Below are 24550 nucleotides of genomic sequence, written 5' to 3'. Positions count from 1 at the left end.
GCGTAAGGAGCCTCGCATGACCACTCTCACCCCGGCGGCGGCCGCCGACCGCACGGGCGTCTCCATCGACACGCTGCGGTACTACGAGCGTGAGGGGCTCATCGGCCCGATCCGGCGCTCCACCGGCGGGCGCCGCGAGTACACCGAGGCCGACGTCTTCTGGATCGGCCTGGTCACGTGCTTCCGCGAGGCCGGTCTCGGCATCTCCGACCTGCGGGAGTTCGTCACCATCCTGCGCGCCGATCACTCCGCGCAGGAGCGAGTCGCCTTCCTGCGCGAGCGCCGTGCCGCCCTGGAGCAACGGGTGACGGCGCTGGGCCGGGCCATACGGGTGCTCGACGAGAAGATCGCCTACTACAGCTGAGCGCCGAGGGCGCGGGCGGCTACGGCTCCCCCGCCATCCCGGAGGTGCGGGCGGCTACCGCTCCCCCCGCCATCCGGAGCCGCCGCACCCGCGCCGGAGCGGGGCCGGTCGACTCGCGCGGGACGTAGGTGGTGCGCAGGGTGTGGCGGCGGGGCTTGGCCGTGGAGCCGTTGATGCGGCGGACCAGGATGTCCGCCGCGAGGCCGCCCAGTTCCTGCACCGGCTGGCCGACCACGCTCAGCCGGGGCCGGACCAGCGTGGCCCACTCGGCGTCGTCGAAGCCGATGACGGAGACGTCACCGGGGATGTGCGCGTCGAGATCGAGCAGGGCGTCGAGGGTGCCGAGCGTGGCCACGTTGTCGGTGGTGAACAGGGCGGTGGGCCGGTTCTCGGAAGTCATCAGGTCCAGTACGGCGGAACGCGCCCAGGCCCGGTCGTAGCCGGTGTGCCGGATCAGCTCCGCCCCGCGCGGGATGCCCGCGGCACGCAGGGCCTGCCGGTAGCCGGTGAGGCGTTCGGTGGTGGTCCAGATGTCGGCGCCCGGGGCCAGCAGCGCCGCGTTCTCGTCGGGGGACGCCGAGGTGATGACCGCGATGCGGGTGTGCCCCTCCCCGGTGAACCTGGTCACCGCGGCCTTGGCGGCACCGCGGTTGTCCACCACGACCGTGTCCAGCGCGGCACCGCTCAGCGCACGGTCGAGCAGGACCACGGGAACACCCGAGGCGACGGCCCTGTCGAGGTGTTCGTGGTCGGCGGCGGCGGGTGACACGACCAGGCCGTCCACGCGTCGTTCGATGAACAGCTGCACCGCGGACCGCTCCGTCTCACCGTCCTCGTCGCTGTTGGCGAGGACGACCTGGAGGCCCGCCTTGGCCGCGACGTCGGTGACGCCGCGCACCGCGCGGGCGAAGTAGGCGTTCTCCACGTCGGCGACGACCACGCCGAGGGTGTGGGTGCGTCCGCTGATCATGCTGCGGGCCACGGCGTTGGTGCTGTAGCCCAGTTCGGCGGCGGCTGCCAGCACCCGTTCCCGGGTGGCCGCGCTCGCCGATCCGTACCCGCCGAGGACCCGGGCGGCGGTGGCCTGTCCCACGCCGGCGTGCCGGGCGACGTCGGGGATGGTCACGCGACGCGGCGGCCGTGCGGTGTTCGGCATGGGCGGTCTCTTCACAGGTGACGGCTCGGCGGACGCCGAGGAACGGGTCGATGAAATCCGGCGCCATTCAACCATTGACGGACAGCGGCTGCCGGTGGGTAAGGTACGGGCTCGTTGGTAACGTTATCAATTTCCGCCGGCGCGCCGCTCGATTGTTTGCCCGACTGTTTGCCCGACTGCTTGCCCAACTGCCCGTCCAGCCTTCTCGCTTCGCCTGCTGCTCGGCCTGCCTGCCCCGCCTGCCTGCCTTTCCCGGCCGTTCACGGCACGCCCAGCCGCACGGTCACCCCCAGCCCGCGCCTCACGCTCACGCCCCGAACACCGGAGGTATCCCGGATGGCAACCGACACCCTCTCGCCGCCATCGGCCACAGGCCCGGCCATCGCCCTCGTCGACGTGGAAAAGGACTTCGGCGGCGCACGGGACGCGGCGGCCGTCCGCGGCGTCAACCTCTCCATCGGCGAGAGCGAGTTCTTCTCACTGCTCGGCCCCTCCGGCTGCGGCAAGACCACCACCCTGCGGATGATCGCCGGGTTCGAGGAGCCGACCGGCGGGCAGATCCTGCTGCACGGCCGCGACATGGTCGGCGTACCGGCCAACAAGCGCGACATCAACATGGTCTTCCAGTCGTACGCCCTCTTCCCGCATCTGAGCGTCGCCGACAACGTGGCGTTCGGGCTGCGCCGCAAGCGTGTGCCGAAGGACGAGATCCGCGACCGCGTCGAGAAAATGCTGCGCACCGTCGAGCTCACCGACAAGGCCGACCGCCGGCCCCGTCAGCTCTCCGGCGGCCAGCAGCAACGCGTCGCCCTGGCCCGCGCCCTGGTCAACCGTCCGCGCGCCCTGCTCCTCGACGAACCGCTCGGCGCCCTCGACCTGAAGCTGCGGCAGTCCATGCAGCTTGAGCTCAAGCGGATCCAGCGCGAGGTCGGCATCACCTTCATCTACGTCACGCATGACCAGGCCGAGGCTCTGACCATGTCCGACCGGATCGCGGTGATGAACGACGGCCTGGTCGAGCAGGTGGCCACGCCCCAGGAGGTGTACGAGCGGCCCGCCACCGCGTTCGTGGCCGGGTTCATCGGCACCTCGAACCTGATCGGCGGGCGCCTGGCCTCTGTCGGCACCGACACCGGGGTGCTCGATCTCGGCGACGGCCAGCGCGTCGCCGTCCCGCTGCGCGGCTCACACGGCGCCGGAGCCCACGTCGAACTCACCGTGCGGCCGGAGAAGATCACGCTGACCACCGGGCCGGGCGACACTCCCAGCCGTATCCGCGGCACCGTCCGCGAGGTGGTCTACCTCGGCACCTCGACCAGCTACACGCTGGACACCGCCACCGGCGCGGAGATGACCGTCTTCCAGCCCAACGACGGCACCGCCTCCGTCAACCCGGCCCGCGGTGACTCCGTCTGGCTCTCCTGGGCCACCGACCACTCCTACCTGCTCACCACCGCTCCCACCCCCGTGGCGACCGCCGCGGCCCCGGGTTCCCTCACCCCGCGCTGACGACAGGCAGACCACCATGCCCGAGCACTTGACACCCTCCGCGCCCCGGCTGCGCGGGCTGACCGAGCAGCGCGTCTCCCGGCGCGGTCTGCTGCGCGCCGCGCTGGGCGCCGCCGCCCTCGCACCGCTCGCCGCGTGCAGCGTTCCCGGCGCCCGCGTCCACGTCCCCACCGGCAAGGCGGAGATCGCCGCGGCCGTCAGCGACTTCTGGGCCGGCAAGAGGAGGTCCGGAAAGCTGGACTTCGTCAACTACACGCAGTACATCGACGTCGATCCCACCGACCAGAGCAAGCACCCCACCCTGGAGGCCTTCACCCGCGAGAGCGGTATCAAGGTCACGTACAACGAGCTGATCGACGACAGTGCCTCCTGGTTCGGCAAGATCCAGCCCGAGTTCGCCTCCGGCCAGGGCATCGGTTACGACCTGATGGTCGTCGGCGGCGACAGTTACCTCACCAAGTACCTCCAGCTCGGCTACCTCGCCCCGCTCGACCACACCCGGCTGCCCACCTTCGCGAAGTACGGCGGCGCCGCGTTCAAGAACTCGTCCTTCGACCCCGGCAATGTCTACACCGTCCCCTGGCAGTCCGGCATGACCGGCATCGGCTACGACCCGGCACAGGTCGGCCGGAAGATCACGAGCTGGCACGACCTGCTCGACCCCAAGCTGCACGGCAAGGTCGGCATGTGGAACGACGCGGTGCAGATGGGCAACATCGCCCTGCTGGCCATCGGCGTCGACCCGGAGACCTCCACTCCCGCCGACTGGCGCAAGGCGGCGGCCTGGCTGCGCAAGCAGCGCGACGCGGGCATGGTCCGCTCGTACTCCACCGCGACCTACCAGTCCTCGCTCCAGCGCGGCGACCTGGCGGCCTCGCTCGTGTACTCGGGCGACGTCTTCCAGGCCAACCAGAGCGGTTCTGAGCTGGAGTTCGTCATCCCCGACGAGGGCGGTCTGCTGTGGACCGACAACCTCTGCATCCCCTCGACGGCCTCGCACCCCGTCGACGCGCTGACCTACATGGACTACGTCTACCGGCCCGAGGTCGCCGCGAGGATCAGCGAGACCGTGCAGTTCGTCTGCCCCGTCCCCGGCGCGCAGAAGGTCGTCGCACGCCACGCGGCCGAGGCCACCGGCAAGCGGCGCACCGTGCTCGACGCCCTGAGCACCAGCCCCCTGGTCTTCCCGACCGAAGCCGACGAAGCGAAACTGCGCCGCTTGCGGGTGCTCGACCAAGAGGAGGAGAAGCAGTGGAACGCGCTGTTCGAACCGATCTACCAGGCGTGAAGAAGCGCCGCCGCGGCCGGGGCGCGGCGCTGGCCCCCTACTGGATGATCCTTCCGGGCTGGCTGTGGCTTGCCGCCTTCTTCATCACGCCCGTGATCGTGATGGTGTCGCTGTCGCTTCAGACCGGTGACTTCATCGACGGCTTCCGCCAGACCTGGCACTTCCAGACCTACGCCGACGCGGTCAGCACCTACCACGTGCAGCTGGTGCGGTCCCTGACCTACGGCGCGGCGGCCACCGTCTGCTGCGCCCTCATCGGCTACCCGGTGGCCTACTGGATCGCCTTCCGGGCCGGCCGGCACAAGTCGGTGTTCCTCTTCCTGCTCCTGCTGCCGTTCTTCGTCTCCTTCGTCATCCGCACCCAGTCCTGGAACGTGGTGCTCGCCGACCACGGCGTCGTCCTCGGACCGCTGAAGGACATGGGTCTGCTCTCCGACGACTTCCACCTGCTCGCCACGCCGTACGCGGTGATCGGCGGACTCACGTACAACTTCCTGCCGTTCATGGTGCTGCCCATCTACGTCGCCCTGGAACGGGTGGACCCCAAAGTGATCGAAGCCTCCACCGACCTGTACGCCTCCAAGGCGGGGACCTTCCTGCGCGTGGTCCTTCCCCTGTCGCTGCCCGGCGTCTTCGCCGGAGTGCTGCTGACCTTCGTGCCCGCCTCCGCCGACTACGTCAACGCCAGCATCCTCGGCGGCCCTTCGACGACGATGATCGGCAACATCATCCGGACCGAGTACTTCACCAACCTCGACTATCCCGGCGCCGCCTCTCTGTCGTTCGTCCTCATGGGCGCGCTGCTGCTCGCCGTGTTCACCTACGCCCGCGCCCTGGGCACCGACGATGTGCTGGAGGCGACCGCGCGATGACCACTCAGACCGTCACTCCGGCCCTCGACACGCCGCCCACCACACCGCGGAAGCGCAAGGCCCGCCGCCGCCCCAGCCTGACCCTGTACACCTTCCTGATACTGGCCTGGCTGCTGCTGCCGATCGCCGTGATGATCCTGTTCGGCTTCAACGACACCCGCAGCAAGGTGAACTTCACCTGGCAGGGCTTCACCCTGAACTGGTACGAGCACCTGTTCGCCATTCCGAACCTGACCTCCGCACTGGTCAACAGCCTCACCATCGCCCTGATCGTCGCCGTGGTCGCCACCCTGCTCGGCACTCCGATCGGCCTTGCCCTCGGCCGCTACCGCTTCCGCGGCCGGGGCTCCACGAACCTGCTGATGTTCGCCGCCATCGCGGCCCCCGAAATCGCCCTGGGCGCCGCCCTGTTGTCGCTGTTCATCGTCATGGGCGTGCCGCGCGGCTACTGGACGGTCGTCATCGCGCACGTGGCGTTCTGCATCCCGTACGTCGCCATCACCGTACGGGCGCGCATGGCGGGGCACGACCCGACGCTTGAGGAGGCCGCCCGTGACCTGGGCGCGGGCCCCTGGACGGCGTTCCGCCTCGTCACCCTGCCGATGCTGCTTCCGGGCGTGGCCTCCGGCGCCCTGCTGTGCTTCGCCCTGTCCGTCGACAACTACATCATCACCAGCTTCAACGCCGGCCGTACGGTCACCTTCCCGCTGTGGGTCTACAGCGCGAGCCGTACCGGCGTGCCCCCACAGGTCAACGTCATGGGGACGCTGATCTTCGTCGGCGGCCTGGTCATCGCCGCGGCGAACGTCCTGTACTCCCGGCGCCGCCCGGCCTGACGGGCCGGCGGGACCAACCCTTCACCACCCTCACCACGCCCAAAGGAAATCACCACCGTGCACTCTTTGCTGTCCTTCAACGAAGCCGAGTTCGTCTCCCAGACGGAGAGCCTCGTGGCGCTGCGCCCGCAGATCGAGAAGGTCGTCGACCGGCTCGTCGACGAGGGGTACGACAACGTCCTCCTGGTGGGAGCGGGCGGGACGTACGCGCAGATGTGGCCCTACGAGCACCTCGCGCGGCGCACCTCGCTGCTCCCCGTCCGTGCCGCCGTCGCCGCGGAACTTGCCGTCTCGGGCGACGCCCGCCTCGGTGAGCGCACCGCCGCCGTCTTCACCTCCGTCTCCGGCACCACCGAGGACAGCCTCAGCGCCATCGAGTACTGCAAGTCCCGGGGCGCCCACACGATCGCCTTCACCGGCATCGCCGACTCTCCCGTCGCCCGGAGCGTCGACGTCGCGCTGATCTCCGAGCCCAAGGCCTGGCCCTTCGATGTTCAGTTGCTGCTGTTCCTGGGCCGGCTGCTGTCCCGCCGGGGCGAGTTCGAGGGGTACGAGCGCCTCGCCGACGAACTCGCGGGCCTGCCGCGGGTCCTGGTGGACGTCGCCCGGCAGGCCGAGCCGGTGGCGGAAGCCTTCGCCGACGCCCACAAGGACAACGACTACCACTTCCTCATCGGCGGCGGGAACCTGTGGGGATTCACCTACCTGTACTCCATGTGCATCCTGGAGGAGATGCAGTGGCTGCGTACCACCCGGGTGCACAGCGCGGAGTTCTTCCACGGTTCGCTGGAGCTGCTCGAGGAGGACACGAGCGTGCTCGTCTTCCAGGGCGAGGACGAGACGCGGGCGCTCACCGACCGGGCCGAGAAGTTCGCCAAGCGCGTCTCCAAGGACGTCACCGTCTTCGACACCCGTGACTACGCCCTGGAGGGCATCAGCCCCGAGTTCCGCGGGCTGCTCGCGCCGCTGGTGCTCGACACCGTGATGGACCGGGTCAGCAAGCACCTGGAGCGGGCCCGCGACCACTCGCTCGACCTGCGCCGCTACTACCGCGTCATGGACTACTGACGGCCGGACCGCTTCCGCTCGTCCATCCACCTCCGCGCGCCGGAGCCCCGGCCACCCGCGCGCCCACTGCGGGCGCGGCGATCCCACGCGCCGCGCCCGCACCCCGGGAGACCCTGATGAATGGTTTGACCGGCCTGACAGGACCGAAGGTCCTCGGCTTCGGTGACAACACCGTCGACCGCTTCGTGGACCGCGGCACCGACTATCCCGGCGGCAACTGTGTCAACGTCGCCGTCTACGCACACCGGCTCGGTCTGGACGCCGCCTACCTGGGAGTGTTCGGTGACGACGACCTCGGCGCCTTCGTGCGTACGTCCGTGGCGGCGCGGGGCGTCGCCGTGGGGCGCAGCATGGTGCGTCCCGGCCGGACCTCGGTCTCCACCCTGCATGTGCGGGACGGCGACCGGGTGTTCCTCGGTTACGACGACGGCACCGTCCGCGAACGCCTCGCTCTGGACGCCGACTTGCTGGAGTACGCGTCATCGTTCGCCCTCGTGCACTCCAGCGTGTACTCGCGCACCGAGGCCGAACTTCCCCGGCTCGCCGCCGCCGGTCCACTGGTCAGCTTCGACTTCTCCGACGAGGAGGAGTACCGCACACCCGCCTACCTCGACCGCGTCTGCCCCCACGTGGACCTGGCACTGCTGTCGTGCTCCCACCTGGACGAGGCGGCCACTCGTGCGCTGCTCACCGATGCCGTGCGGCGGGGGGCCACGATGGCCCTGGCCACCCGCGGCCTCGACGGGGCGATGGCGTACGACGGCACGGTGACGGTGTCCGTACCGGCCCGGCCCGCGGACCCCGGGTCCATGTCCGACACGATGGGCTGCGGGGACGCCTTCCTCGCCGGGTTCATCGTGTCGCTCCTGCGCGCCGGATGGTCCCGGCCGCTCCCGCCGACCCGCGAGGCCCTGGAACACGCCCTGCGACACGGCTCGCAGGCGGCATACGACCAGTGCTTCACGGAAGCCGCCTTCGGCTGCGGACGCCCCGCGCCGACAGCGTCGCCGATGAAGGAGTGACCGGCACACCCGGCTCAGGCGGGCCGCTCGTACGAGAGGTGCGGGTGCGAGGGTCGGTGCGGTACGAGGCGCGGTCGACGCCGATGTGTGCCGTCCTCGGCGACGGGACGTACGGCTATCGTGTCCTGCGGCAACGGTGAACCGCGCTGCATCGGAGATGGACTTGACTGAACGGCTGATCGGGCAACGTCCCACGCTTGAGGACGTGGCGCGGAGGGCGGGGGTGTCGAAGTCCACGGTGTCGCGGGTGGTCAACGGCGAGCCGAGAGTGCGGGCCGCGGTCGCCGAACGCATTCGGGAAGCGGTGGAGGAACTCGGCTACGTGCCGAACCAGGCCGCCAGAAGGCTCGTCACCCGCCGCAACAACGCCGTCGCCGTGGTGGTCACCGAACCGCAGGGCCGCCTCTTCGTGGACCCCTACTTCGACTGCCATCTGCGCGGCATCCGGCAGGAACTCGTTCAGCACGGGGCCCAGCCCATACTTCTCTTCATCGAGGAGCAGGACGACTATCCCCGGGTCTGCAATTTCCTGGCCGGTGGTCACGTGGACGGCGCCCTGTTGTTCTCACTGCGCGCCGACGACCCGTTGCCGGACATGATCGAACAGATGGGGCTGCCCGCTGTCTTCGGTGGGCGTCCCATCCTGGACCCCGCGCACCGCAGCGATGTCTACACGTACGTCGATGCCGACAACCGCGGCGGTGCCCGGGAGGCGGTCCGGCACCTCGTGTCGCTGGGGCGCCGGCGGATCGCGACGATCACCGGGCCACTCAACCAGGCTTCCGCGGTCGACCGCCTCGACGGCTACCGCGACGTCCTCCTGGACGCACCGCCCCGGCTGCTCGCCGAGAGTGACTTCACGTTGCGGGGCGGCGCTGCTGCCATGGCCCTGCTGCTCGATCAGGCACCGGACCTGGACGCGGTGTTCGTCGCCTCGGACCTGATGGCTTCCGGTGCCCTGCGCACTCTGCGGGAGCGGGGGCGCACCGTGCCGGGGGATGTGGCCGTCGTCGGCTTCGACGACCTCACGTCCATCGCGGAGAGCACGGAACCGCCCCTCACGACGGTGCACCAGGGCATCGAGGAGATGGGGCGGCTGATGGCCCGGCTTCTGTGCGACCGTACGGCGCATCAGTCCGGCCACGGGGACGACCCTCGAGCGCTGCCGTCCGTGATCACTCCCACGCGTCTGGTCATCCGCGGTTCGGCCTGAGCGCCGGCTGTACTCACGGACGTACGTGGGCCCTGGCACCGCCCTCAGGAGCCGTCACGGTGCGTGCGGGGCGCGGGGTCATCGAACAGGCGGGCCAGGTGGTAGCGCATCAGCTCCCGTGCTTGTTCCGCTGAGCGCTGCCCGACCAGCACGCTGGTGCCGACGCCGTGGCCGAGGCTCAGCAAGCGTGCGGCCTCGGCTCCGGCATCGAGGTGACCCGCGATCTCTCCCGCTGCCTGTCCGGTGGCCAGGATGTCGGTGAGCCGGCGCTCCAGCCGGTTGGGGCCCTCGACGAAGGGCTGTTCTGCCAGGTCGGGGTTGGTCATGGCCAGCACCGCGTACGACATCCACACCAGGCGGAAGGTATGGCTGTCGGGGTCGTTCGGCAGGGCTTCGTCGACGAACGCTTCGAGGCAGGACCGTGCCGGGACCGGCTCGCCGAGGCTCTCCAGCCGCGCCGACCAGCGTTGGTTGCTCCGCTGTTCGAGGTGTTCCAGCGCGGCATGCATGAGCTGGGCCTTGGTGTCGAAGTAGTACTGCACCAGGTTCACGGAGACGCCCGCCTCAGTGGCGACGGCCCGCATGGTCACCTCGTGCAGCCCGTTGCGTGCGGCGACTCTGACCAGGGCGTTGATGATGTGCGCCCTGCGCTCGGTGTGATCCACCCGTTTTGGCACCGTGAACTCGCCCTCTTTCCTCGCGGCCCGCTTTCCGCTTTCATGGTACGCCTGTACTGTAAAAACGCCGTGACGATGGGGAAGACACATGGGGCATCGCAAGGCCCGTGCCGCCACCGGAACTGTCGGCACCGAGGAGGAGCCGGGCGCATCCGCTCCCCGTCAGGCTGCCCTGCTGTGGCTGGCGTGCGCGGCCCAGTTCATGGTGGTGCTCGACGTGTCGGTGGTGAACGTCGCGCTTCCGTCGATCCAGAGCGCGCTCGGCTTCGACGCGGCCGGCCTTCAGTGGGTCGTGGGGAGTTACGCGCTGGTCTTCGCGGGGTTCATGCTTCTGGGCGGCCGGCTGGCGGACCTGTACGGCCGACGGCGGGTGTTCGTGTGGGGCCTGATGCTGTTCTCCCTGGCCAGCCTGGTGGGCAGCCTCGCCTCCGGCCCCGGTCTGCTGATCACCATGCGGGCGGTGCAGGGGCTGGGCGCCGCGGTCCTGGCTCCGGCGACACTGACCCTGCTGACCACCACCTTCGCCGAAGGTCCGGGGCGCACCAAGGCACTGGCGATCTGGACCGCGGTCAGCTCCGCGGGCGGCGCGGCGGGGAATCTGATCGGCGGCGTCCTGACCGATGCGCTGTCCTGGCGGTGGATCCTGCTGATCAACGTGCCGATCGGTGCGGTCGCCGTCGTGGCCGCCCTGCGCCTGCTGTCAGCCGATCGCGCCCGCACGGCGTCGGGCCGGCTCGACGTCCCCGGGGCCGTACTGGCGACGCTGGGCGTCACGGCTCTCGTCTACGGCGTCAACCAGGCCGGACCGCACGGCTGGACGGGGGCCACCACACTGACGGGCCTGGCCGTGGGCGCGGTGGCGCTGACGCTGTTCGCCGTGACGGAGGCCCGGTTTGCCGAAGCCCCGCTCATGCCGCCCCGCCTGGTGCGGCTGCGGCCGATCTGGGCCGGCAACCTGACCATGCTGCTGGCCGGCGGCTGCTTCATCCCCATGTGGTACTTCCTGTCGCTGTACATGCAGGACGTCCTGCGTTACGGGGCTCTGGCCACCGGCATCGGTTTCCTGCCGCACACCCTGGTCGGGGTCGCCGCCGCCCGTCTCGCGCCCGCCGTCATGGCGCGCACCGGCGCCCGCGGCCTCATCGTCCTCAGCGCCCTGCTCAGCACCGTCGGCTTCCTCTGGCAGAGCGGCGTCAGCGCGGACAGCGACTACGTGGACGGGCTGCTCGGGCCCGCGATCGTCATGTCCGCGGGCATGGGGCTGCTCATCACGCCGATCACCACCACCGTGACTTCCGGTGTCCCCGAGCGGGACGCGGGAGCCGCCTCCGGGCTGATGAACACCACCCGCCAACTGGGAGGCGTCGTCGGGCTCGCCGCCCTGGTCACCCTGGCCACCGCGCGCGGCGAAACCGATCTGTCGTACAGGGCCGTTTTCGTGGCGATGGCCGCCGCGTGCGCGGCAACGGCGGTGACGGCGCTGGCACTTCCCGCGCCACCGGTTCGAAACGCCGGTACGCGGCGGTAGGCAGCCCGTGCGCATTGCGCTGCCGTATGCGTCACGGGGCCGTCGTCAGGGCCTTGGCGCTGAACTTCTTGCGCCAGGCCAGGGCCACGTAGACCAAGCCGATCAGCACCGGAACCTCGATGAGCGGGCCGACCACGCCGGACAGGGCCTGGCCGCTGGTGACGCCGAACGTGGCGATGGCAACGGCGATGGCCAGCTCGAAGTTGTTGCCCGCGGCCGTGAACGCGAGGGTGGCGGTGCGGTCGTAGGCGAGGCCGAGTCCCTTGCCGAGGACGAAGGTGCCGAAGAACATGAGCGCGAAGTACACCAGCAGCGGCAGCGCGATCCGTACGACGTCCAGCGGCTGCGAGGTGATGGTCTTGCCCTGGAGGGCGAAGAGGATGACGATCGTGAACAGCAGCCCGTACAGCGCCCACGGGCCGATCTTCGGCAGGAACGTGCTCTCGTAGCCGGTGCGGCCCATCTTCCTCTCGCCGATGCGGCGGGTGAGGAATCCGGCGAGCAGCGGGACGCCGAGGAAGATGACGACGTTCAGCGCGATCTTCCACATGGAGATGTCGAGGCGCTCGCCATCGCCGAGGCCGAGCCAGCCCGGCAGCAGGTCGAGGTAGAGCCAGCCGAGCAGGCCGAAGGCGATGACCTGGAAGACGGAGTTGAGGGCGACCAGGACGGCGGCCGCTTCGCGGTCACCGCAGGCCAGGTCGTTCCAGATGATGACCATGGCGATGCAGCGGGCGAGCCCGACGATGATCAGGCCGGTGCGGTACTCGGGCAGGTCCGGCAGGAAGATCCAGGCGAGTGCGAACATGACGGCCGGGCCGATGATCCAGTTGATGACCAGCGAAGACGCCATCAGCTTCTTGTCGCCGGTGACCGTGTCGAGCTTGTCGTAGCGGACCTTGGCGAGCACCGGGTACATCATCACGAGCAGACCGAGCGCGATCGGCAGGGAGACTCCCCCGACCTCGATCTTCGCCAGGGCGTCGTTCATGCCCGGCACCAACCGGCCGAGGCCGAGCCCCACGGCCATGGCCAGCAGGATCCACACGGCCAGGTAGCGGTCGAGGGTGGACAGCTTGGCGACGATGCCGTCACCGGGCCCCGTGGCCCGGCCCGGCCGCGGCGCGGTGTCGGTGCGGCTCATCAGCAGGCCCTCTTGTTCCCGGCGGCACCACGGGCGGAGGCGGCGAGCGCGGCGAACTGCTCGGACAGGCCGGCCAGCACTTCGGGCCTGAGCTTGTAGTAGGTGAACCGGCCGCACGGCTCGGTCTCCACCAGCCCGGCCTCACGCAGCACCTTCATGTGATTGGAGAGGTTGGTCTGCTTGGCTCCGGTCTCCTCCACCAGGTGCGTCGTGCAGAGCGTCTCGCGCGCCAGCAGGGTCACGATCTTCAGGCGGAGCGGATCACCCAGCACCCGGATCACATCAGGATCGACTGAAGTCAGCATGCGCTGATACTGTCACATCACCGTCCGCTGATACCAGCGGGGGCTGGATTCAATGGCGGTCAGGTTCCGCCGTACGACCGGAGAGACCGATCACCATGGCCGACAAGCCGTCCGTCCTGTTCGTCTGCGTCCACAACGCCGGCCGCTCCCAGATGGCCGCCGCGTGGCTGACCCACCTGGCCGGCGACCGCGTCGAGGTCCGCTCCGCCGGCTCCGCCCCGGGCCCCGCCATCAACCCGGCCGCCGTCCAGGCCATGGCCGAGGTCGGCATCGACATCTCCGCCGAGACGCCGAAGATCCTCACCGTCGACGCGGTGAAGGAGTCCGACGTGTGCGTCACCATGGGCTGCGGCGACACCTGCCCCGTCTTCCCCGGCAAGCGCTACCTGGACTGGAAGCTCGAAGACCCCGCAGGCCAGGGGGTGGCGGCCGTGCGCCCGATCCGGGACGAGATCAAGACCCTGGTCGAGGCCCTGATCGCCGAAATCACCCCTGCCGCGAAGGGCTGAGCACGCCGAACACAGGGAGGCGCATGCCTTCGAGCATGTCGAGGTAGCGGTGGGCGGCCGCACATGAGCGGGACCAGGTCGCGGGCGGCGAGGTCTGGGCGGACGGCTCCGGCGTCACGGGCCCGGCCGAGGAGCTCGGTGCCGACCGACGCGAGTGACTGTTTGAGTTCCGTGGTCCGCGGCAGGAGCCCTCGCCGTCACAAGGCCGATGTCAGCCGCGGGCTTCTTCCAGCAGGTCTGCCGCATGTGCGGTCCGCTCGTACAACACGTAGCGCCCGTCTCTGACCTTGGTGACGAGGCGTGCGCGGTGCAGTGCGCTGAGGTGGTAGGAGACGGTGCCCGGGGTGCATCCGATCCGGGCGGCGAGTTCCGCGGTGGACCGGGCGGTTTCGAGCTCCGCCAGCAAGGCCGCTCGGGCGTTGCCGACCACTTGCGCGATCCCTCCGGACCTGCGATCCCGGCCCGCTCCGATCCGCTGGGCGGGGTAGTAGAGGACGAACTGCCCGGGGGTGTCGACCTGGATGATGACGTCGGGCCAGTTGAGCACGCCGGGGGCGAGGACCAGGTCCCGGCCGGTGACGTCGATTTCGCCGTTCCACGACTTGGCGACGGTGACCGCGTCGCCTGCCCAAGCCATGTCGGGATGGAGCGCTCCGAGCGCCCTGCCGACGCCATGGGCGGCGATGGCCGTCGCGCGGTGGGCGATGTCCTGATCGATGATCGAGCGCAGTTCGGGCCAGCCCTCGGCCAGGGCATCCCGCCAGAACCGGGCGAGACCGTTGGCGAGATGCCGCTGCATCCGCCCCGACTCGGCGATCCGGCGGGTCGTGGCCGACAGCGGCCTGTTCCAGTGGGTCCGGGTGTAGGTGAAGACCTGGGTTTGGAGGTCGTCCTGCGCTGCGGCCTCGATCTGCGCTATCTGCTCGTCGATCAGGTCGCGGCGCTGCGCGTCCGTCCCTGGCTGAGGGGTGAGCAGGTCAGGTGTGTAGGTGTCGCCGTTCTGCGGCAACAGGTCTGCGAGCAGGGCAACGTCCGGATGGGCAAGTGACGCGCGGGCGAGCGGTCCGGGGTCTCCGAAAACCGGGTGCCGTCCCGACGCGGCGGTGAGTTTCAGCCACGCCATGGACTCCGACGCGGGGGAAGGGGCCAACCGCGTCCTGGACACTGTGTTGGCGTCTACACGCAGGGTGAGCACCGGCCTGACGCTAGCAGTCGTCGCGATGGATTTGAACTGGCTCGAATGCTTTCCGGCGCGAGGTCCACGTCTGGTCGAGTCGAGTTGCCGGGCAACGACAGCAACGTTCACTGCCCTCGGGTTCCGTACGCAGCGCCTCACTCTCCCTGGCAGTGAGCGTACTTGGACGGTGCCGGCCAGCGACCACCGTCAGCCGGGGCAGGCCCGGTTCGGGAGGGCGGGGCCTACTTGGCCTGGTATGCCCGGAGGAAGGTCCGGACTCCCTCGACGATGAGCGGGCGGACGCGGGTGTCCTCCGCGGCGTTCGCGGTGCCGTACCTGTTGAGCGCGACGCCGAAGGCCAGCGCGATGAACTGGTCGGCAGCGAGTCGCGCGTCGGGGACGTCGAGCAGCCCGGCCTCGGCGAAGGCGGCGAACCGCTCGGCGAGCGCCTCGTCCGGGGTGTCGGCCATGGGGTTCTCGCCCCGGTCCGGCAGGTGGGTCGATTGCGCCCGGACCAGTCGCCGGAGCGTCGCGTGCTCCGCCGAGCCGAGCATGTCGGTCGCGATGCGCATCGAGAACGTGACCAGTACGTCCTCCAGTTGAGCGCCCTCGGCCGGGCCGGTGAGGGTGTCGTCGAGGATGCGCCGAATCGTGGCGACCAGCGACTGGCCGACGCCGTCGACGACTGCTTGCAGGAGCGTCTGCTTGTCGCCGAAGTAGTCGTAGACCGTCCTCTTCGATACCGCGGCCCGGGCCGCGATCGCATCCACGCTGGTCCGGTCGAAGCCGTCGGTGAGGAACAGCTCCCGGGCCGCGGAGAGGATGGCGGCCCGCTTCCGCGTGGACCCCTCGCGCAGTGTCTTCGTGGTCGTCTTCGTTGTCGGCATGGCCGTATCTTAACCCGACTTTACTACACCGTGTAGTGTAGTTGCTGGACGCGGGGATCCCCGCCCGGCAATGACGGAAAGGACGTCCATGACCACAACCCTGGCTCCCCCGGCTCGCATCGGGAAGGCTGCCGTCGGGGCCCTCGGCATGCTGGCAGTCGCCACCGGCGCCCTGGAGTCGGTGGTGACACCGACGCTCCCGCTCCTGCAACGCGAGCTGGACATGAGCCCAGCCGAAGGGGCGTTGCTCAGCATCATGCTGCTCATAACCGGCGCGCTCATCACACCGGTCGCAGGCAAGTTAGGTGACCGCTACGGCGGAAAACGGGTCCTGGTCCGGCTGATGGCGGTGGTCTGTGCCGGTGGCCTGGTGTCCTCCCTGGCGCCCAACCTGCCGGTCCTGTTGCTCGGTCAAGTACTGCAAGGGGCGATGGTGGGCGCGCTGCCCCTGTCGTTCATCCTGGTGCGCGAACACCTCCCCGCGGGAGAGTCGAAGGTGGCCATCGGGGTGGTCAGCGGGCTGTTCGTGGGCGGCGGGATGGCGGGAACGCTGTCGGCGGGTCCCGTCGCGGAAGGGCTGTCCCGGCACTGGATGTTCGCGCTGCCGACGTTCGCGGTCATCGGGGCCACCATGCTGGTGAACAAGCTGATGCCGCACGATCCGCCGAGCCGGTCGGACGACGCCCGGGTCGACTGGCCCGGCCTGGTTCTTCTGAGCGGGACGCTGACCACGCTCATGCTCATACTCGCGCTGGCGCCCGACATCGGCTCGCAGCCACTCGTACTCGGCGCCCTAGTCGTGGTGCTGGCCGCCTTCGCCACCGGATGGACAGCCGTTGAGCGTCGCGTGGCCTCGCCGATGGTCGATCTGCGCATGCTGGCACGGCCCGCGGTGTGGAAGTCGTGCGTGCTGACGTTCGTGATCTGCGTCGGCACCTCGGTGGCGGTCTATCTCGTCCCGCAGTTGTTCGCGGTACCCACCGACGAGTACGGCTTCGGGGCCGGCGCCACCGAGATCGGCTTCTTCCTGCTGCCCGGCGCCGTGGCCGCGTCGCTGGCCGGGCCGCTCAGCGGGATCGGGGCGCGGCGTTTCGGCTCGCGTGCCGTGGTCACCGCCGGGTGCGTCCTGATGGTCGTCGCCTTGACCGCCCTGGCGGTCGCGCACACCGAGGCCTGGCACCTCGTCCTCGGCAAGGTGCTGATCGCACTCGCCAACGGCCTGTGCGTCACGGCGATGGTGACCAGCACCGCCACATCCGTCGATCGGGGTGACACCGGCATCGCCACCAGCCTGGTCCTGGTGACTCGCGTACTCGGCTACGCCGTGGGTGTGCAGGTCAGTGGAGCGATCCTCACCGCCGGAACTCCTTCCGGGTCGGATGTCCCGGCCGAATCCGCCTTCGTCATCGGCTTCGTCATAGCCGGCGCCGTCACGGCGCTGTCCCTGCTTGTCGTCCGCACCATGAACAAAGGAGTCAAGGAATGACCCGCACTGATCTGTCGTCGGACGTCCGCCCCAGGCCGAGGCCCAAGGTTCTGATATCGGGGGCCAGCATCGCGGGCCCCGCCCTCGCGTTCTGGCTGAACCGCTACGGATGCGAGGTCACGGTGGTGGAGAAGGCGGCCACACTGCGCAGCGGTGGTTACCCCATCGACGTACGTGGCACCGCCCTTGAGGTCGTCCGGAGAATGGGACTTCTGCCCCAACTCCGGGACGCACACGTCGATTTGCGTCGGATCACCTTCCTCGACGGGGACGGCGGCAAGGTGGCCTCGGTCAATCCGCATACCGTCGGCGGCAGTGTCGCGGGACGAGACATCGAGGTGCGGCGCGGGGATCTCACCGACGCTCTCTACGCGGCGGTCCGTGACGACGTGGAGTTCTTGTTCAACGACTCCATCGCCGGCCTCGACCAGTCCGGCCGGTCCGGCCGCGGGGTCGATGTCACCTTCCACGGGGGCAGCACGCGTACGTTCGACATGGTCTTCGGCGCGGACGGCATGCACTCACGTACCCGGGAGTTCCTGTTCGGCCCCGAAGAGCAGTTCCACCGGTACCTCGGCTACTGCTTCGCCGGGTTCACCATGCGCAACACCTTCGGCCTCTCCCAGGAGGTGACGATGTGGAACACGCCGGGCAGAGCCGCGGCTCTCTACGCCGTAGGGGACGACACCGACGAAGTGCAAGCCTTCCTGAACTTCGCCCACGCGGAACCTCCATTCGGCGCGTTCCGTGACCCGGAGGCCCAACGGGACCTGGTGGCCTCGGTCTTCGCCGACGCGGGCTGGGAGGTCCCCGGCATGCTCGCCGCCATGCGTGACGCGGATGACCTGTTCTTCGACGCGGTCAGCCAGATCCGCATGCCACGCTGGTCCAGAGGCAGGGTGGCGCTGGTGGGCGACGCCGCGTACGCACCCTCGTTCCTCACCGGGCAGGGCTCCAGCCTCGCGCTCGTCGGTGCGTACATGCTCGCCGGTTCCCTGGCCGACCGGGACCACGCGGCGGGCTTCGCCGCCTACGAACACAGCACCCGTGAATTCGTGACCGCGAACCAGGACCAGATCGGCAAGGGCGACGCCACACTCTTCCCCACCACCGCTCGGGCCCTGGAGCAGCGCAACGACATGCTGCGCAATCTCAGCACGATGCCCGCCCCGAAGGGTCGACCGGCCCACTCGGCCCTTACCCTGCCCGAGTTCATGCCTGCTGGGTGACTCGGGGACTCATCCGATGCTGACGACACGTGCCCAGGGCGGCGGGGTGTCCGGGACGTAGTCCGGGTTCTCCTCGTCGACCCCGCGGGCGGTGCGCGGGAACAGGCCTACGACGGTTCGGCAGGGCGGCTGTGCCGAGGGCCACGGGGTCTGCCCGTCCGTGAGGGCGACGATCACGTCCGGGCGCGGCCGGCTGCGCAGCGCCCGGTCGAAACCGGAGCGCAGGTCCGTCCCGCCGCCGCCGAACAGTTCCATCGCCTCGGCGCGGCAGAGCGGGACGACGACCCCGGCCGCCGCGTCGCAGGAGATCACCGAGACCAGGTCACGCCGTCCGCCCACCGCCCGCGAGATCGCCGCCACCTCCAGGAGCGCGCCGCCCAACTCGGCGTCGCTGACCGACCCGGAGGTGTCGATCACCACGCAGACCCTGGGTGGCGTACGGCGCAGGCTGGGCAGCACCACCCCGGGGACGCTGACCGAGCGTCGGGACGGACGCCGGTAGCTGTGGTTCTCGCCCACTCCCGGCGCGCCCGCCGCCGAGCGGATCGCCGACCCGAGCAACTGCCGCCAGGGCTGCGGCGGTTGGAACGCCTGCTCCGCCCAGCGGCGCCACCCTTCCGGCGCTGTGCCCGGTCGGCCCCTGATGCCCTCCGCGACCCGGAAACGGACCGCGTCGCGCTGCTGCCGGGTCAGTCCATGTGCCCCGTCCGGCCCCAGTTCCCACGGCCTTTCCTGCCCGTCGGCACCGCTGCCGCAGTCCAGCCAGGCCAGCTCGGCGATCGGCCCGGACATCGAGGCCCTGCGCAGGTACTCCTCCATCAGGAGGCCGTCGGGCAGCCGAAGCAGAGACGGCAGTACTGCCCCGGTGGGCAGCGGGAGGCCGTCACCGTAGATGTCGTCGTTGATCTCGAAGTCCCCGGCGATGTTGCGTCGCAACCGCTCACCGGGGCCGTGCTGTTCGTGTTCGCGCGCGTATCGCTCGCCCCGCCCGTGGTGGTCCCGGAGGAGGTGGGAGACCTCGTGCACCCAGACGCCCGCGAGCTCCTCCACCGGGGTGCGCGCCACGAAGCCGGCGGATACGTAGCAGCGCCAGTGGGCGTCCACCGCCATCGTCGGCACCGAGCGGTCCTCCACCACGTGCAGTGCGAAGAGCGCGTCGGCGAGGTAGGGCCGGACCTTCACGGCGTGCAGCCGGGCGGTGAGCAGTTTGTCCATGTCCAGAGGCAGTCCGGGACGGCGGTCGCCCGACCAGGGTCCGGGCCGGTCGTCCGGCTTGCCGGAACCGGCCGACGGCCCTGGCGCCGGGGCCCGCCGCACCGGGCGCGGCGCCGCGGGCCGGGGCAACGGGCGAGGCAGCGGACGCGGAGCCTGGCGCGGCGACAGGTGCGGCTCAGGGCGCTTCGAGGGCCCCGTCATCGGCGTGCCTTCGCCTCGGGCCCGGCCGCTGCCGTGGCCCGGCCCACCGACCGGTCGGCGCGCTGGGCGAGGCCGACCACTCCGGCCAACCGCTCCACCGTGTCCGGCACCTCCCAGTCGTCGCGCCGCAGCGCGGCCAGCGTCGTCGCCGGGGCAACCAGCAGGTCGGGGGCGCCGGTCTCCAGCGCGCGGGCCAGCACCGCCCAGCCCGCCTCCCAGCGCTCCCGCTCCGGCCGTGCCCCGACAGCCGCCACCACTGCGTCCAGCGCCGCTTGGCGCAGGTCGCCGCGGTCCGGCAGCTCGGCGGCGCCCGGGTCGGCGAGCAGCACCTCCGGGTCCGGCAGGTCCAACCGGTCCAGATATGCGAGGAGTTCCAGACCCGGCCCGTCCCCCACCGCGCCCCTCACCAGCAGCGCCAGCACATCCCGGGAGACGGATGCCGCCGTACCGAAGGCCAGCAGGGTCAGCGCCGCCTCCCAGCTCCGTGGGGACGGCCAGGCCCCGCCGCGCCGCGTCTCGGTGCTCGGCAGCCGGTGGATCAGCGTCGGCCGCGCCTCCAGGAAGCCGCACACCACGCGCCGGGCGAACGTCACCGCCTCCGGCAGCCGCTCCGGCAGCAGCCGGGGCAGTTCCGCGCGCGGCCAGACCCCGCCGAGGCCGCGCACCACCACCTCACGGTCGTGCGTCCAGTGCAGATGCACGAAACGGTTGGCCAGCGGCGGGCTCAGCTCCCACCCGTCCGCCGCCGAGGCGCGCGGATTGGCGGCGGCCACGATGCGTACTCCCGCGGGCAGTTGCAGCGCTCCGACCCGCCGCTCCAGGACCACCCGGAGCAGGGCGGCCTGGACGGCGGGCGTGGCGGTGGACAACTCGTCCAGGAAGAGCAGCCCCCGCCCGGCGCGTACGAGCTCGACGGCCCACTGCGGCGGCGCCATCGGCACACCTTGCACCGCCGGGTCGTCGCCCACGATGGGCAGTCCCGAGAAGTCGGACGGTTCATGGACGCTTGCGATCACGGTCGACAACGGCAGGCCGAGGGAGCCGGCGAGCTGCGTCAGCGCCGCGGTCTTGCCGATGCCCGGCTCACCCCAGAGCAGCACGGGCAGGTCGGCCGACACGGCCAGGGTGAGCGCTTCGAGCTGCTCATCGGGCCGCGACTCGGTACTGGACGTTCGCAGCAGGGCCAGCAGGTCATCGGCAAGGGCGAGCCGGGTGCCGGTATCGGACGGCTCGGAGAGAGTCGTCGATACGGGCATGCCGGCGCCCGGGAGCGGAGTGGACAGAAGCGTGCTGGTGGTCATGGGCATCACCTGGGTGGGTCGGGGGAACGGGGCGGGCCCCATTCCGGATTTGGAGGCTTACGGGGGCATGGGCCTTTGGAGCCGTGGGTCATGGGGCCCTGGGTCGTGGGGCTGTGGGTCGTGGGGCTGTGGGTCGTGGGGCTGGGGGTCGTGGGGCCGCAGGGCTGTGGGTCGTCGGGCCGTGAGGCCGTGGGTCGCGAGGCCGTGGGTCGCGAGGCCGTGGGTCGCGAGGCCGTGGGTCGCGAGGCCGTGGGTCGCGAGGCCGTGGGTCGTCGGGCTGTGGGCCGTAGTTCGTGGGGGCCCTGAGGCCGTGGGGCTGCGGGTCGTCGGGTCGTGAGGCCGTGAGGCCGTAGGTCGTGAGGCCGTAGGTCGTGAGGCCGTGAGGCCGTAGGTCGTGAGGCCGTAGGTCGTGAGGCCGTAGGTCGTGAGGCCGTGAGGCCGTAGGTCATGGGGCCGTGAGGGCGCGGAGGCGCCGGCGGCGCGGGGTGGCTTTGCGCAACCAGCGCATCGTGCGGGCGGGAACTTCGGCGTACGAGGCCGACCGGTCAGCAGACCAGGCGGGTGGACAGGCCAAGCCGGTCAACAGGCCAGGCCAGTGGACAGGCCAGGCTGGTCAGCAGGCCAGACCGGTCAACACGCCAAGCCGGTCACCAGACCAGACCGGTCAACACGCCAAGCCGGTGCGAGGACGGGACCGGGTACTGCGCTTGCGGCGCGTGGCAACCGGCGTATGACGGTCGAGGCGAGGACGATGAGCCGACTTGGCACGCCTGGCATCCGGGCCGCCCTCGTCGCCGCCGCCCGAGCCGGAACCAGTACCGGCCCCTTTCCCGGCCCCGGGAGCTCCCGCGACCAGCCCGGATCGGAAGAGACCATGGTCTACGCGGCGGGCCGCTGCGGCTTCCAGCGCCTCACGGAGCGGTCCGTCGCGCAGGACGGCACCGGTACCGAGCAGCCCTTCGACCACCGCGAGTGCCCCGGTGACATCTCCGTGGCCGAGCCTCTCACGCACGGCGGGCAGCGCCTGCGGGCTGCGGTGAACCGCGTCGATGGCCCGCAGGCAAGGCAATGGCGGCCCGCCGAAAGCCACCAGCAGCTCCTCGCGACGCAGTTGGTCCTGGTCGTGATCGACCGCCGTCAGCACACCGTCCCGCAGTGCGATGCGGTGAACCTCACCGCGGCACTGGACGCGATGCGGATCGCCCGGTCCGGGGGCCGAACCCGCGGCCGATGGTACCGATCGCACCGCAGCAAACGTTGGCAGTGCCGCGGCGACGAGCGGATGCAGGCACTCGACGTCGACCAGGCCCGCCCGCAGCAACTCCAGGTCGGGCAGGACCCGGGCCGCGGCCTCCGGCAGTACCGGCAGCGCCGCGACCTCCTGCGGTGGCAGCGCCTCCCCCAGCGGCCGCACCGTCGGGGCATGGCTCGCGTCGGGGGCGACGAGTTCGAGCGCGGCCCGGCGACCGCGCGCACCGAGCCGCACGGTGAAGGCCCCGCGCGGCCGCCCCTCGGCGTGCAACAACATTTCCGCCTCGGCGGCCCAACGGCCAAGCGCCCACCGGGAGTCACGTACACCGAGCCCCATGAGCCCACCAAACCCATCGAACCCATCGAACCCATCGAACCCATCGGCATCGTGGGCCCGCCCCGGTCCGGCAGACGGGCCACGCACCGCGGCCGACGTCACCCCACTCACCCCGCTCACCCCACTCCGAAGCGCCAGCTCACCGCTGCGACCGGCGTCCCAGAGATGCCGGTGCAAGTCGAGCCGAAAACGCCGATCGGGATGCGGATGCGGATGCGGGGACGGGGGCAGGTACGGATGGTGCGGACGGGACCCGGCAGCGGCGCCCACCGACCCCTCCCACAGGGCGAGGGACATCCGCTGCCCGGCGTCCGCCCAGGCGGGCGGTGTCCGCACGACCAGGTGCAGTGGCGTGGCGGCGTAACCGTGGAAGCGGGTCAGGGAAATGGTGAGGCCGGGCCGGAGCCGCCCGTCGGGGGCGATCCGGGGCATGTGCCAGCGCAGCAGATCGGGCGCCAGCCGACGCAGGTCCGCGCGGAGGCGGGTGAGGAGTTCGGTGCCGTGGCGATTGCGGACGGCGCGCAGATCGAGGTCGACGTCGACACGGGCGGCGGCGCAGGCCCCCGCCCAGTCACCGGCCGCACGCCGTGCGGTCGCGGTCTCGATCATGGACGGTGGCACGGCGTACTGGCGTACGCGCCGCCACATCAACAGGTGGGGAGGAATCTCGTTCGCGAAGTGATGTGCCATCAGCACTCACCTTGCGCGAACGATTCCCCCGTTCCGTACGAGGAGGAGTTCATCATCGACGGCATCGTAACCATAGAGGTGTCGATCTGTCAGTGCCTTAATTGATTCAGCCCCGCCGGTTCGCGGAGTGCACGGTCAACGGCTACTGCTGGGGCTCCAAGACGTCGGCGACCACGCAGCTGACGTTGTCGGGGCCGCCGTAGCCGTTGGCGAGTGCGATGAGTTCGCGTACTGCCTGCTCGGGTTCGCTGGTCTCGGTGAGCACTCGGTGGATGTCCTGGGTCGGCACGACGGCGGACAGGCCGTCGGAGCAGAGCAGGTAGCGGTCATCCCGCCGAGCGTCGTGGAGGCGCATGTCGGGGACGGTGTCGGCACCGTGCCCCAGGGCCCGGACCAGCAGCGATCGCCTCGGGTGGGAGGCGGCTTCTTCGGGGCTGAGGCGGCCTTCGTCGACCATCGACTGGACCATGGTGTGGTCGTGGGTGATCTGGAACATCTCACCGCCGCGCAGGAGGTAGACGCGGGAGTCACCGATGTGGACCAGGGCCAGCTGTGACCCTGTCCAGAGCATCGCGGTGAGGGTCGTGCCGGTGCCCTCGGGTGAGGAACCGCTTCCGGCGATGTCGCGCACGGCCTGTTTGGCCTGGTCGATGACGTCTTCGAGGACGTTGAGGAGATTGCCTGCCGGGATGCTGTCGGTCTCCAGGTGCTTGAGCGCGTCGACGGCTGCCGCACTGGCGGGGGCTCCTTGGCTTCCGCAGCCGTCGGCGACGGCGAGCAGCCGGGACCCGGCGTAGGCGGTGTCCTGGTTGCTCTCGCGGACGAGACCCGTGTCGGACAGGGCGGCGTAACGGATCGACAGGGGCTTCGCGGTCGAAGACATGGCGGGGTCCTTCCGTGACAGGTGGTCGATGAGGAAGCCGGCCAGGTCACGCCGCGCGGCGGCGTCGGCCTCGACCTGGGCCCAGAACGCGCGGACCTCCTGGCCCGCCGCGCCCGCATCCAGCGCGCACACGTGCCGGATACGGGCCAGCGGCATTCCCAGGCGCCGTAGCCAGGCCACAAGGCGGGCCTGGTCCAACTGCTCCGGTGCGTAGAGGCGGTAGCCGGTCGACGGGTCGACGCGGGCCGGGGGCAGCAGGCCGAGGTCGTCGTAGAGGCGCAGTGCCTTCGGCGACAGCCGGGACGCCTTCGCGAACGCCCCGATGGTCAGCAGCTCCATGCTCGGTCCCCCTCCTCATGCCGGGCCCATCGCCCGGCCCTCACGATGCTGTGGCCTCCCCCA

Annotated in this window: 22 protein-coding genes and 1 pseudogene; 12 read left to right on the top strand and 11 right to left on the bottom strand. The window is 70.5% G+C overall.

Annotated features, from left to right (window positions below; translation table 11 throughout):
- Positions 1-16 precede the first annotated feature (16 nt).
- Entirely contained in the window at positions 17-364 is a 348-nt protein-coding gene (locus ACZ6JY_RS12180) for a MerR family transcriptional regulator (RefSeq protein WP_469194914.1), read from the top strand.
- 19 nt (positions 365-383) lie between these two features.
- Here ACZ6JY_RS12180 and ACZ6JY_RS12175 read toward each other — a convergent pair whose 3' ends face one another.
- Positions 384-1520 (bottom strand): LacI family DNA-binding transcriptional regulator, encoded by a 1137-nt coding sequence (locus tag ACZ6JY_RS12175; RefSeq protein ID WP_469194912.1) that lies wholly within the window; start codon positions 1518-1520, stop codon positions 384-386.
- Between the two features lie 336 nt (positions 1521-1856).
- Between ACZ6JY_RS12175 and ACZ6JY_RS12170 the strand changes: the two genes are divergently transcribed.
- The 7 genes from ACZ6JY_RS12170 (at position 1857) to ACZ6JY_RS12140 (ending at position 9328) form a co-directional block, all read left to right on the top strand.
- Positions 1857-3029, top strand: coding sequence for an ABC transporter ATP-binding protein (locus ACZ6JY_RS12170; protein WP_469194910.1), 1173 nt, complete (start codon positions 1857-1859; stop codon positions 3027-3029).
- Between the two features lie 16 nt (positions 3030-3045).
- On the top strand, positions 3046-4317 hold the full coding sequence (locus ACZ6JY_RS12165) for a polyamine ABC transporter substrate-binding protein (RefSeq protein ID WP_469194908.1): 1272 nt from the start codon (positions 3046-3048) through the stop codon (positions 4315-4317).
- Between the two features lie 44 nt (positions 4318-4361).
- Positions 4362-5189, top strand: a complete 828-nt coding sequence (locus ACZ6JY_RS12160; protein ID WP_469195055.1) for an ABC transporter permease — start codon at positions 4362-4364, stop codon at positions 5187-5189.
- Positions 5186-6025, top strand: coding sequence for an ABC transporter permease (locus ACZ6JY_RS12155; protein ID WP_469194906.1), 840 nt, complete (start codon positions 5186-5188; stop codon positions 6023-6025). Before ACZ6JY_RS12160 ends, ACZ6JY_RS12155 begins: the two co-directional genes overlap by 4 nt.
- A 57-nt stretch (positions 6026-6082) precedes the next feature.
- Positions 6083-7093: an SIS domain-containing protein gene (locus tag ACZ6JY_RS12150; protein ID WP_469194904.1), complete on the top strand. Its 1011-nt coding sequence runs from the start codon at positions 6083-6085 to the stop codon at positions 7091-7093.
- Positions 7094-7209: 116 nt separating this feature from the next.
- Positions 7210-8115 (top strand): PfkB family carbohydrate kinase, encoded by a 906-nt coding sequence (locus tag ACZ6JY_RS12145; RefSeq protein ID WP_469194902.1) that lies wholly within the window; start codon positions 7210-7212, stop codon positions 8113-8115.
- A gap of 157 nt (positions 8116-8272) precedes the next feature.
- The gene (locus ACZ6JY_RS12140) at positions 8273-9328 is read left to right on the top strand and encodes a LacI family DNA-binding transcriptional regulator (RefSeq protein WP_469194900.1); all 1056 of its coding nucleotides are present in this window, start codon (positions 8273-8275) and stop codon (positions 9326-9328) included.
- Between the two features lie 44 nt (positions 9329-9372).
- Here ACZ6JY_RS12140 and ACZ6JY_RS12135 read toward each other — a convergent pair whose 3' ends face one another.
- The gene (locus ACZ6JY_RS12135) at positions 9373-9993 is read right to left on the bottom strand and encodes a TetR/AcrR family transcriptional regulator (RefSeq protein ID WP_469194898.1); all 621 of its coding nucleotides are present in this window, start codon (positions 9991-9993) and stop codon (positions 9373-9375) included.
- Between the two features lie 100 nt (positions 9994-10093).
- Here ACZ6JY_RS12135 and ACZ6JY_RS12130 point away from each other — a divergent pair, with 100 nt between their 5' ends.
- Positions 10094-11533, top strand: coding sequence for an MFS transporter (locus tag ACZ6JY_RS12130; RefSeq protein WP_469194896.1), 1440 nt, complete (start codon positions 10094-10096; stop codon positions 11531-11533).
- A 31-nt stretch (positions 11534-11564) separates the two neighbouring features.
- On the opposite strand, the gene arsB is transcribed toward ACZ6JY_RS12130, so the two are convergent.
- Both arsB and ACZ6JY_RS12120 read right to left on the bottom strand, forming a co-directional pair.
- Entirely contained in the window at positions 11565-12677 is a 1113-nt protein-coding gene (gene arsB / locus ACZ6JY_RS12125; RefSeq protein WP_469194894.1) for an ACR3 family arsenite efflux transporter, read from the bottom strand.
- Positions 12677-12982, bottom strand: a complete 306-nt coding sequence (locus ACZ6JY_RS12120) for an ArsR/SmtB family transcription factor (protein ID WP_469194892.1) — start codon at positions 12980-12982, stop codon at positions 12677-12679. Before ACZ6JY_RS12120 ends, arsB begins: the two co-directional genes overlap by 1 nt.
- 95 nt (positions 12983-13077) lie before the next feature.
- Between ACZ6JY_RS12120 and ACZ6JY_RS12115 the strand changes: the two genes are divergently transcribed.
- Positions 13078-13491 carry an arsenate reductase ArsC gene (locus ACZ6JY_RS12115; RefSeq protein WP_469194890.1) on the top strand — a complete coding sequence of 138 codons (414 nt, stop codon included), beginning with the start codon at positions 13078-13080 and terminating at the stop codon, positions 13489-13491.
- 68 nt (positions 13492-13559) lie between these two features.
- On the opposite strand, the pseudogene ACZ6JY_RS12110 reads toward ACZ6JY_RS12115, so the two are convergent.
- The 3 genes and pseudogenes from ACZ6JY_RS12110 to ACZ6JY_RS12100 all read right to left on the bottom strand — a co-directional run.
- Positions 13560-13676: pseudogene (locus tag ACZ6JY_RS12110) on the bottom strand (SbtR family transcriptional regulator); the annotation flags it as partial.
- 26 nt (positions 13677-13702) lie between these two features.
- Positions 13703-14614 carry a helix-turn-helix domain-containing protein gene (locus ACZ6JY_RS12105; RefSeq protein WP_469194888.1) on the bottom strand — a complete coding sequence of 304 codons (912 nt, stop codon included), beginning with the start codon at positions 14612-14614 and terminating at the stop codon, positions 13703-13705.
- Between the two features lie 296 nt (positions 14615-14910).
- Complete coding sequence (locus ACZ6JY_RS12100; RefSeq protein WP_469194886.1) at positions 14911-15555, bottom strand: TetR/AcrR family transcriptional regulator; 645 nt, start codon at positions 15553-15555, stop codon at positions 14911-14913.
- Between the two features lie 88 nt (positions 15556-15643).
- On the opposite strand from ACZ6JY_RS12100, the gene ACZ6JY_RS12095 reads away from it, so the two are divergent.
- Together ACZ6JY_RS12095 and ACZ6JY_RS12090 are read left to right on the top strand one after the other, a co-directional pair.
- The gene (locus ACZ6JY_RS12095) at positions 15644-17041 is read left to right on the top strand and encodes an MFS transporter (protein ID WP_469194884.1); all 1398 of its coding nucleotides are present in this window, start codon (positions 15644-15646) and stop codon (positions 17039-17041) included.
- Positions 17038-18270 carry an FAD-dependent monooxygenase gene (locus ACZ6JY_RS12090; RefSeq protein WP_469194882.1) on the top strand — a complete coding sequence of 411 codons (1233 nt, stop codon included), beginning with the start codon at positions 17038-17040 and terminating at the stop codon, positions 18268-18270. The genes ACZ6JY_RS12095 and ACZ6JY_RS12090 overlap by 4 nt, the downstream gene beginning before the upstream one ends.
- Positions 18271-18279: 9 nt before the next feature.
- On the opposite strand, the gene ACZ6JY_RS12085 is transcribed toward ACZ6JY_RS12090, so the two are convergent.
- The 4 genes from ACZ6JY_RS12085 to ACZ6JY_RS12070 form a co-directional block, all read right to left on the bottom strand.
- On the bottom strand, positions 18280-19485 hold the full coding sequence (locus ACZ6JY_RS12085) for a vWA domain-containing protein (RefSeq protein WP_469194880.1): 1206 nt from the start codon (positions 19483-19485) through the stop codon (positions 18280-18282).
- Between the two features lie 197 nt (positions 19486-19682).
- A complete protein-coding gene (locus tag ACZ6JY_RS12080) occupies positions 19683-20942 on the bottom strand; it encodes an AAA family ATPase (protein WP_469195053.1) in 1260 nt (419 codons plus the stop codon).
- Positions 20943-21651: 709 nt separating this feature from the next.
- The gene (locus ACZ6JY_RS12075) at positions 21652-23265 is read right to left on the bottom strand and encodes a hypothetical protein (protein WP_469194878.1); all 1614 of its coding nucleotides are present in this window, start codon (positions 23263-23265) and stop codon (positions 21652-21654) included.
- Between the two features lie 142 nt (positions 23266-23407).
- Positions 23408-24487 (bottom strand): MerR family transcriptional regulator, encoded by a 1080-nt coding sequence (locus ACZ6JY_RS12070; RefSeq protein WP_469194876.1) that lies wholly within the window; start codon positions 24485-24487, stop codon positions 23408-23410.
- Positions 24488-24550: the final 63 nt, after the last annotated feature.

It is taken from the genome of Streptomyces sp. NPDC046335 (assembly GCF_055587985.1).
Note: the sequence above shows the minus strand (reverse complement) of the source record. Positions and strands in the feature narration are given on the sequence as shown.

Excerpts from the sequence above, each read along its gene's own strand:
- ACZ6JY_RS12180 (WP_469194914.1), top strand. The coding sequence starts at position 17 with ATGACCACTCTCACCCCGGCGGCGGCCGCCGACCGCACGGGCGTCTCC.
- ACZ6JY_RS12175 (WP_469194912.1), bottom strand. The coding sequence starts at position 1,520 with ATGCCGAACACCGCACGGCCGCCGCGTCGCGTGACCATCCCCGACGTC.
- ACZ6JY_RS12170 (WP_469194910.1), top strand. The coding sequence starts at position 1,857 with ATGGCAACCGACACCCTCTCGCCGCCATCGGCCACAGGCCCGGCCATC.
- ACZ6JY_RS12165 (WP_469194908.1), top strand. The coding sequence starts at position 3,046 with ATGCCCGAGCACTTGACACCCTCCGCGCCCCGGCTGCGCGGGCTGACC.
- ACZ6JY_RS12160 (WP_469195055.1), top strand. The coding sequence starts at position 4,362 with ATGATCCTTCCGGGCTGGCTGTGGCTTGCCGCCTTCTTCATCACGCCC.
- ACZ6JY_RS12155 (WP_469194906.1), top strand. The coding sequence starts at position 5,186 with ATGACCACTCAGACCGTCACTCCGGCCCTCGACACGCCGCCCACCACA.
- ACZ6JY_RS12145 (WP_469194902.1), top strand. The coding sequence starts at position 7,210 with ATGAATGGTTTGACCGGCCTGACAGGACCGAAGGTCCTCGGCTTCGGT.
- ACZ6JY_RS12140 (WP_469194900.1), top strand. The coding sequence starts at position 8,273 with ATGGACTTGACTGAACGGCTGATCGGGCAACGTCCCACGCTTGAGGAC.
- ACZ6JY_RS12130 (WP_469194896.1), top strand. The coding sequence starts at position 10,094 with ATGGGGCATCGCAAGGCCCGTGCCGCCACCGGAACTGTCGGCACCGAG.
- arsB (WP_469194894.1), bottom strand. The coding sequence starts at position 12,677 with ATGAGCCGCACCGACACCGCGCCGCGGCCGGGCCGGGCCACGGGGCCC.
- ACZ6JY_RS12120 (WP_469194892.1), bottom strand. The coding sequence starts at position 12,982 with ATGCTGACTTCAGTCGATCCTGATGTGATCCGGGTGCTGGGTGATCCG.
- ACZ6JY_RS12115 (WP_469194890.1), top strand. The coding sequence starts at position 13,078 with ATGGCCGACAAGCCGTCCGTCCTGTTCGTCTGCGTCCACAACGCCGGC.
- ACZ6JY_RS12105 (WP_469194888.1), bottom strand. The coding sequence starts at position 14,614 with ATGGCGTGGCTGAAACTCACCGCCGCGTCGGGACGGCACCCGGTTTTC.
- ACZ6JY_RS12100 (WP_469194886.1), bottom strand. The coding sequence starts at position 15,555 with ATGCCGACAACGAAGACGACCACGAAGACACTGCGCGAGGGGTCCACG.
- ACZ6JY_RS12095 (WP_469194884.1), top strand. The coding sequence starts at position 15,644 with ATGACCACAACCCTGGCTCCCCCGGCTCGCATCGGGAAGGCTGCCGTC.
- ACZ6JY_RS12090 (WP_469194882.1), top strand. The coding sequence starts at position 17,038 with ATGACCCGCACTGATCTGTCGTCGGACGTCCGCCCCAGGCCGAGGCCC.
- ACZ6JY_RS12085 (WP_469194880.1), bottom strand. The coding sequence starts at position 19,485 with ATGGACAAACTGCTCACCGCCCGGCTGCACGCCGTGAAGGTCCGGCCC.
- ACZ6JY_RS12080 (WP_469195053.1), bottom strand. The coding sequence starts at position 20,942 with ATGCCCGTATCGACGACTCTCTCCGAGCCGTCCGATACCGGCACCCGG.
- ACZ6JY_RS12075 (WP_469194878.1), bottom strand. The coding sequence starts at position 23,265 with ATGGCACATCACTTCGCGAACGAGATTCCTCCCCACCTGTTGATGTGG.
- ACZ6JY_RS12070 (WP_469194876.1), bottom strand. The coding sequence starts at position 24,487 with ATGGAGCTGCTGACCATCGGGGCGTTCGCGAAGGCGTCCCGGCTGTCG.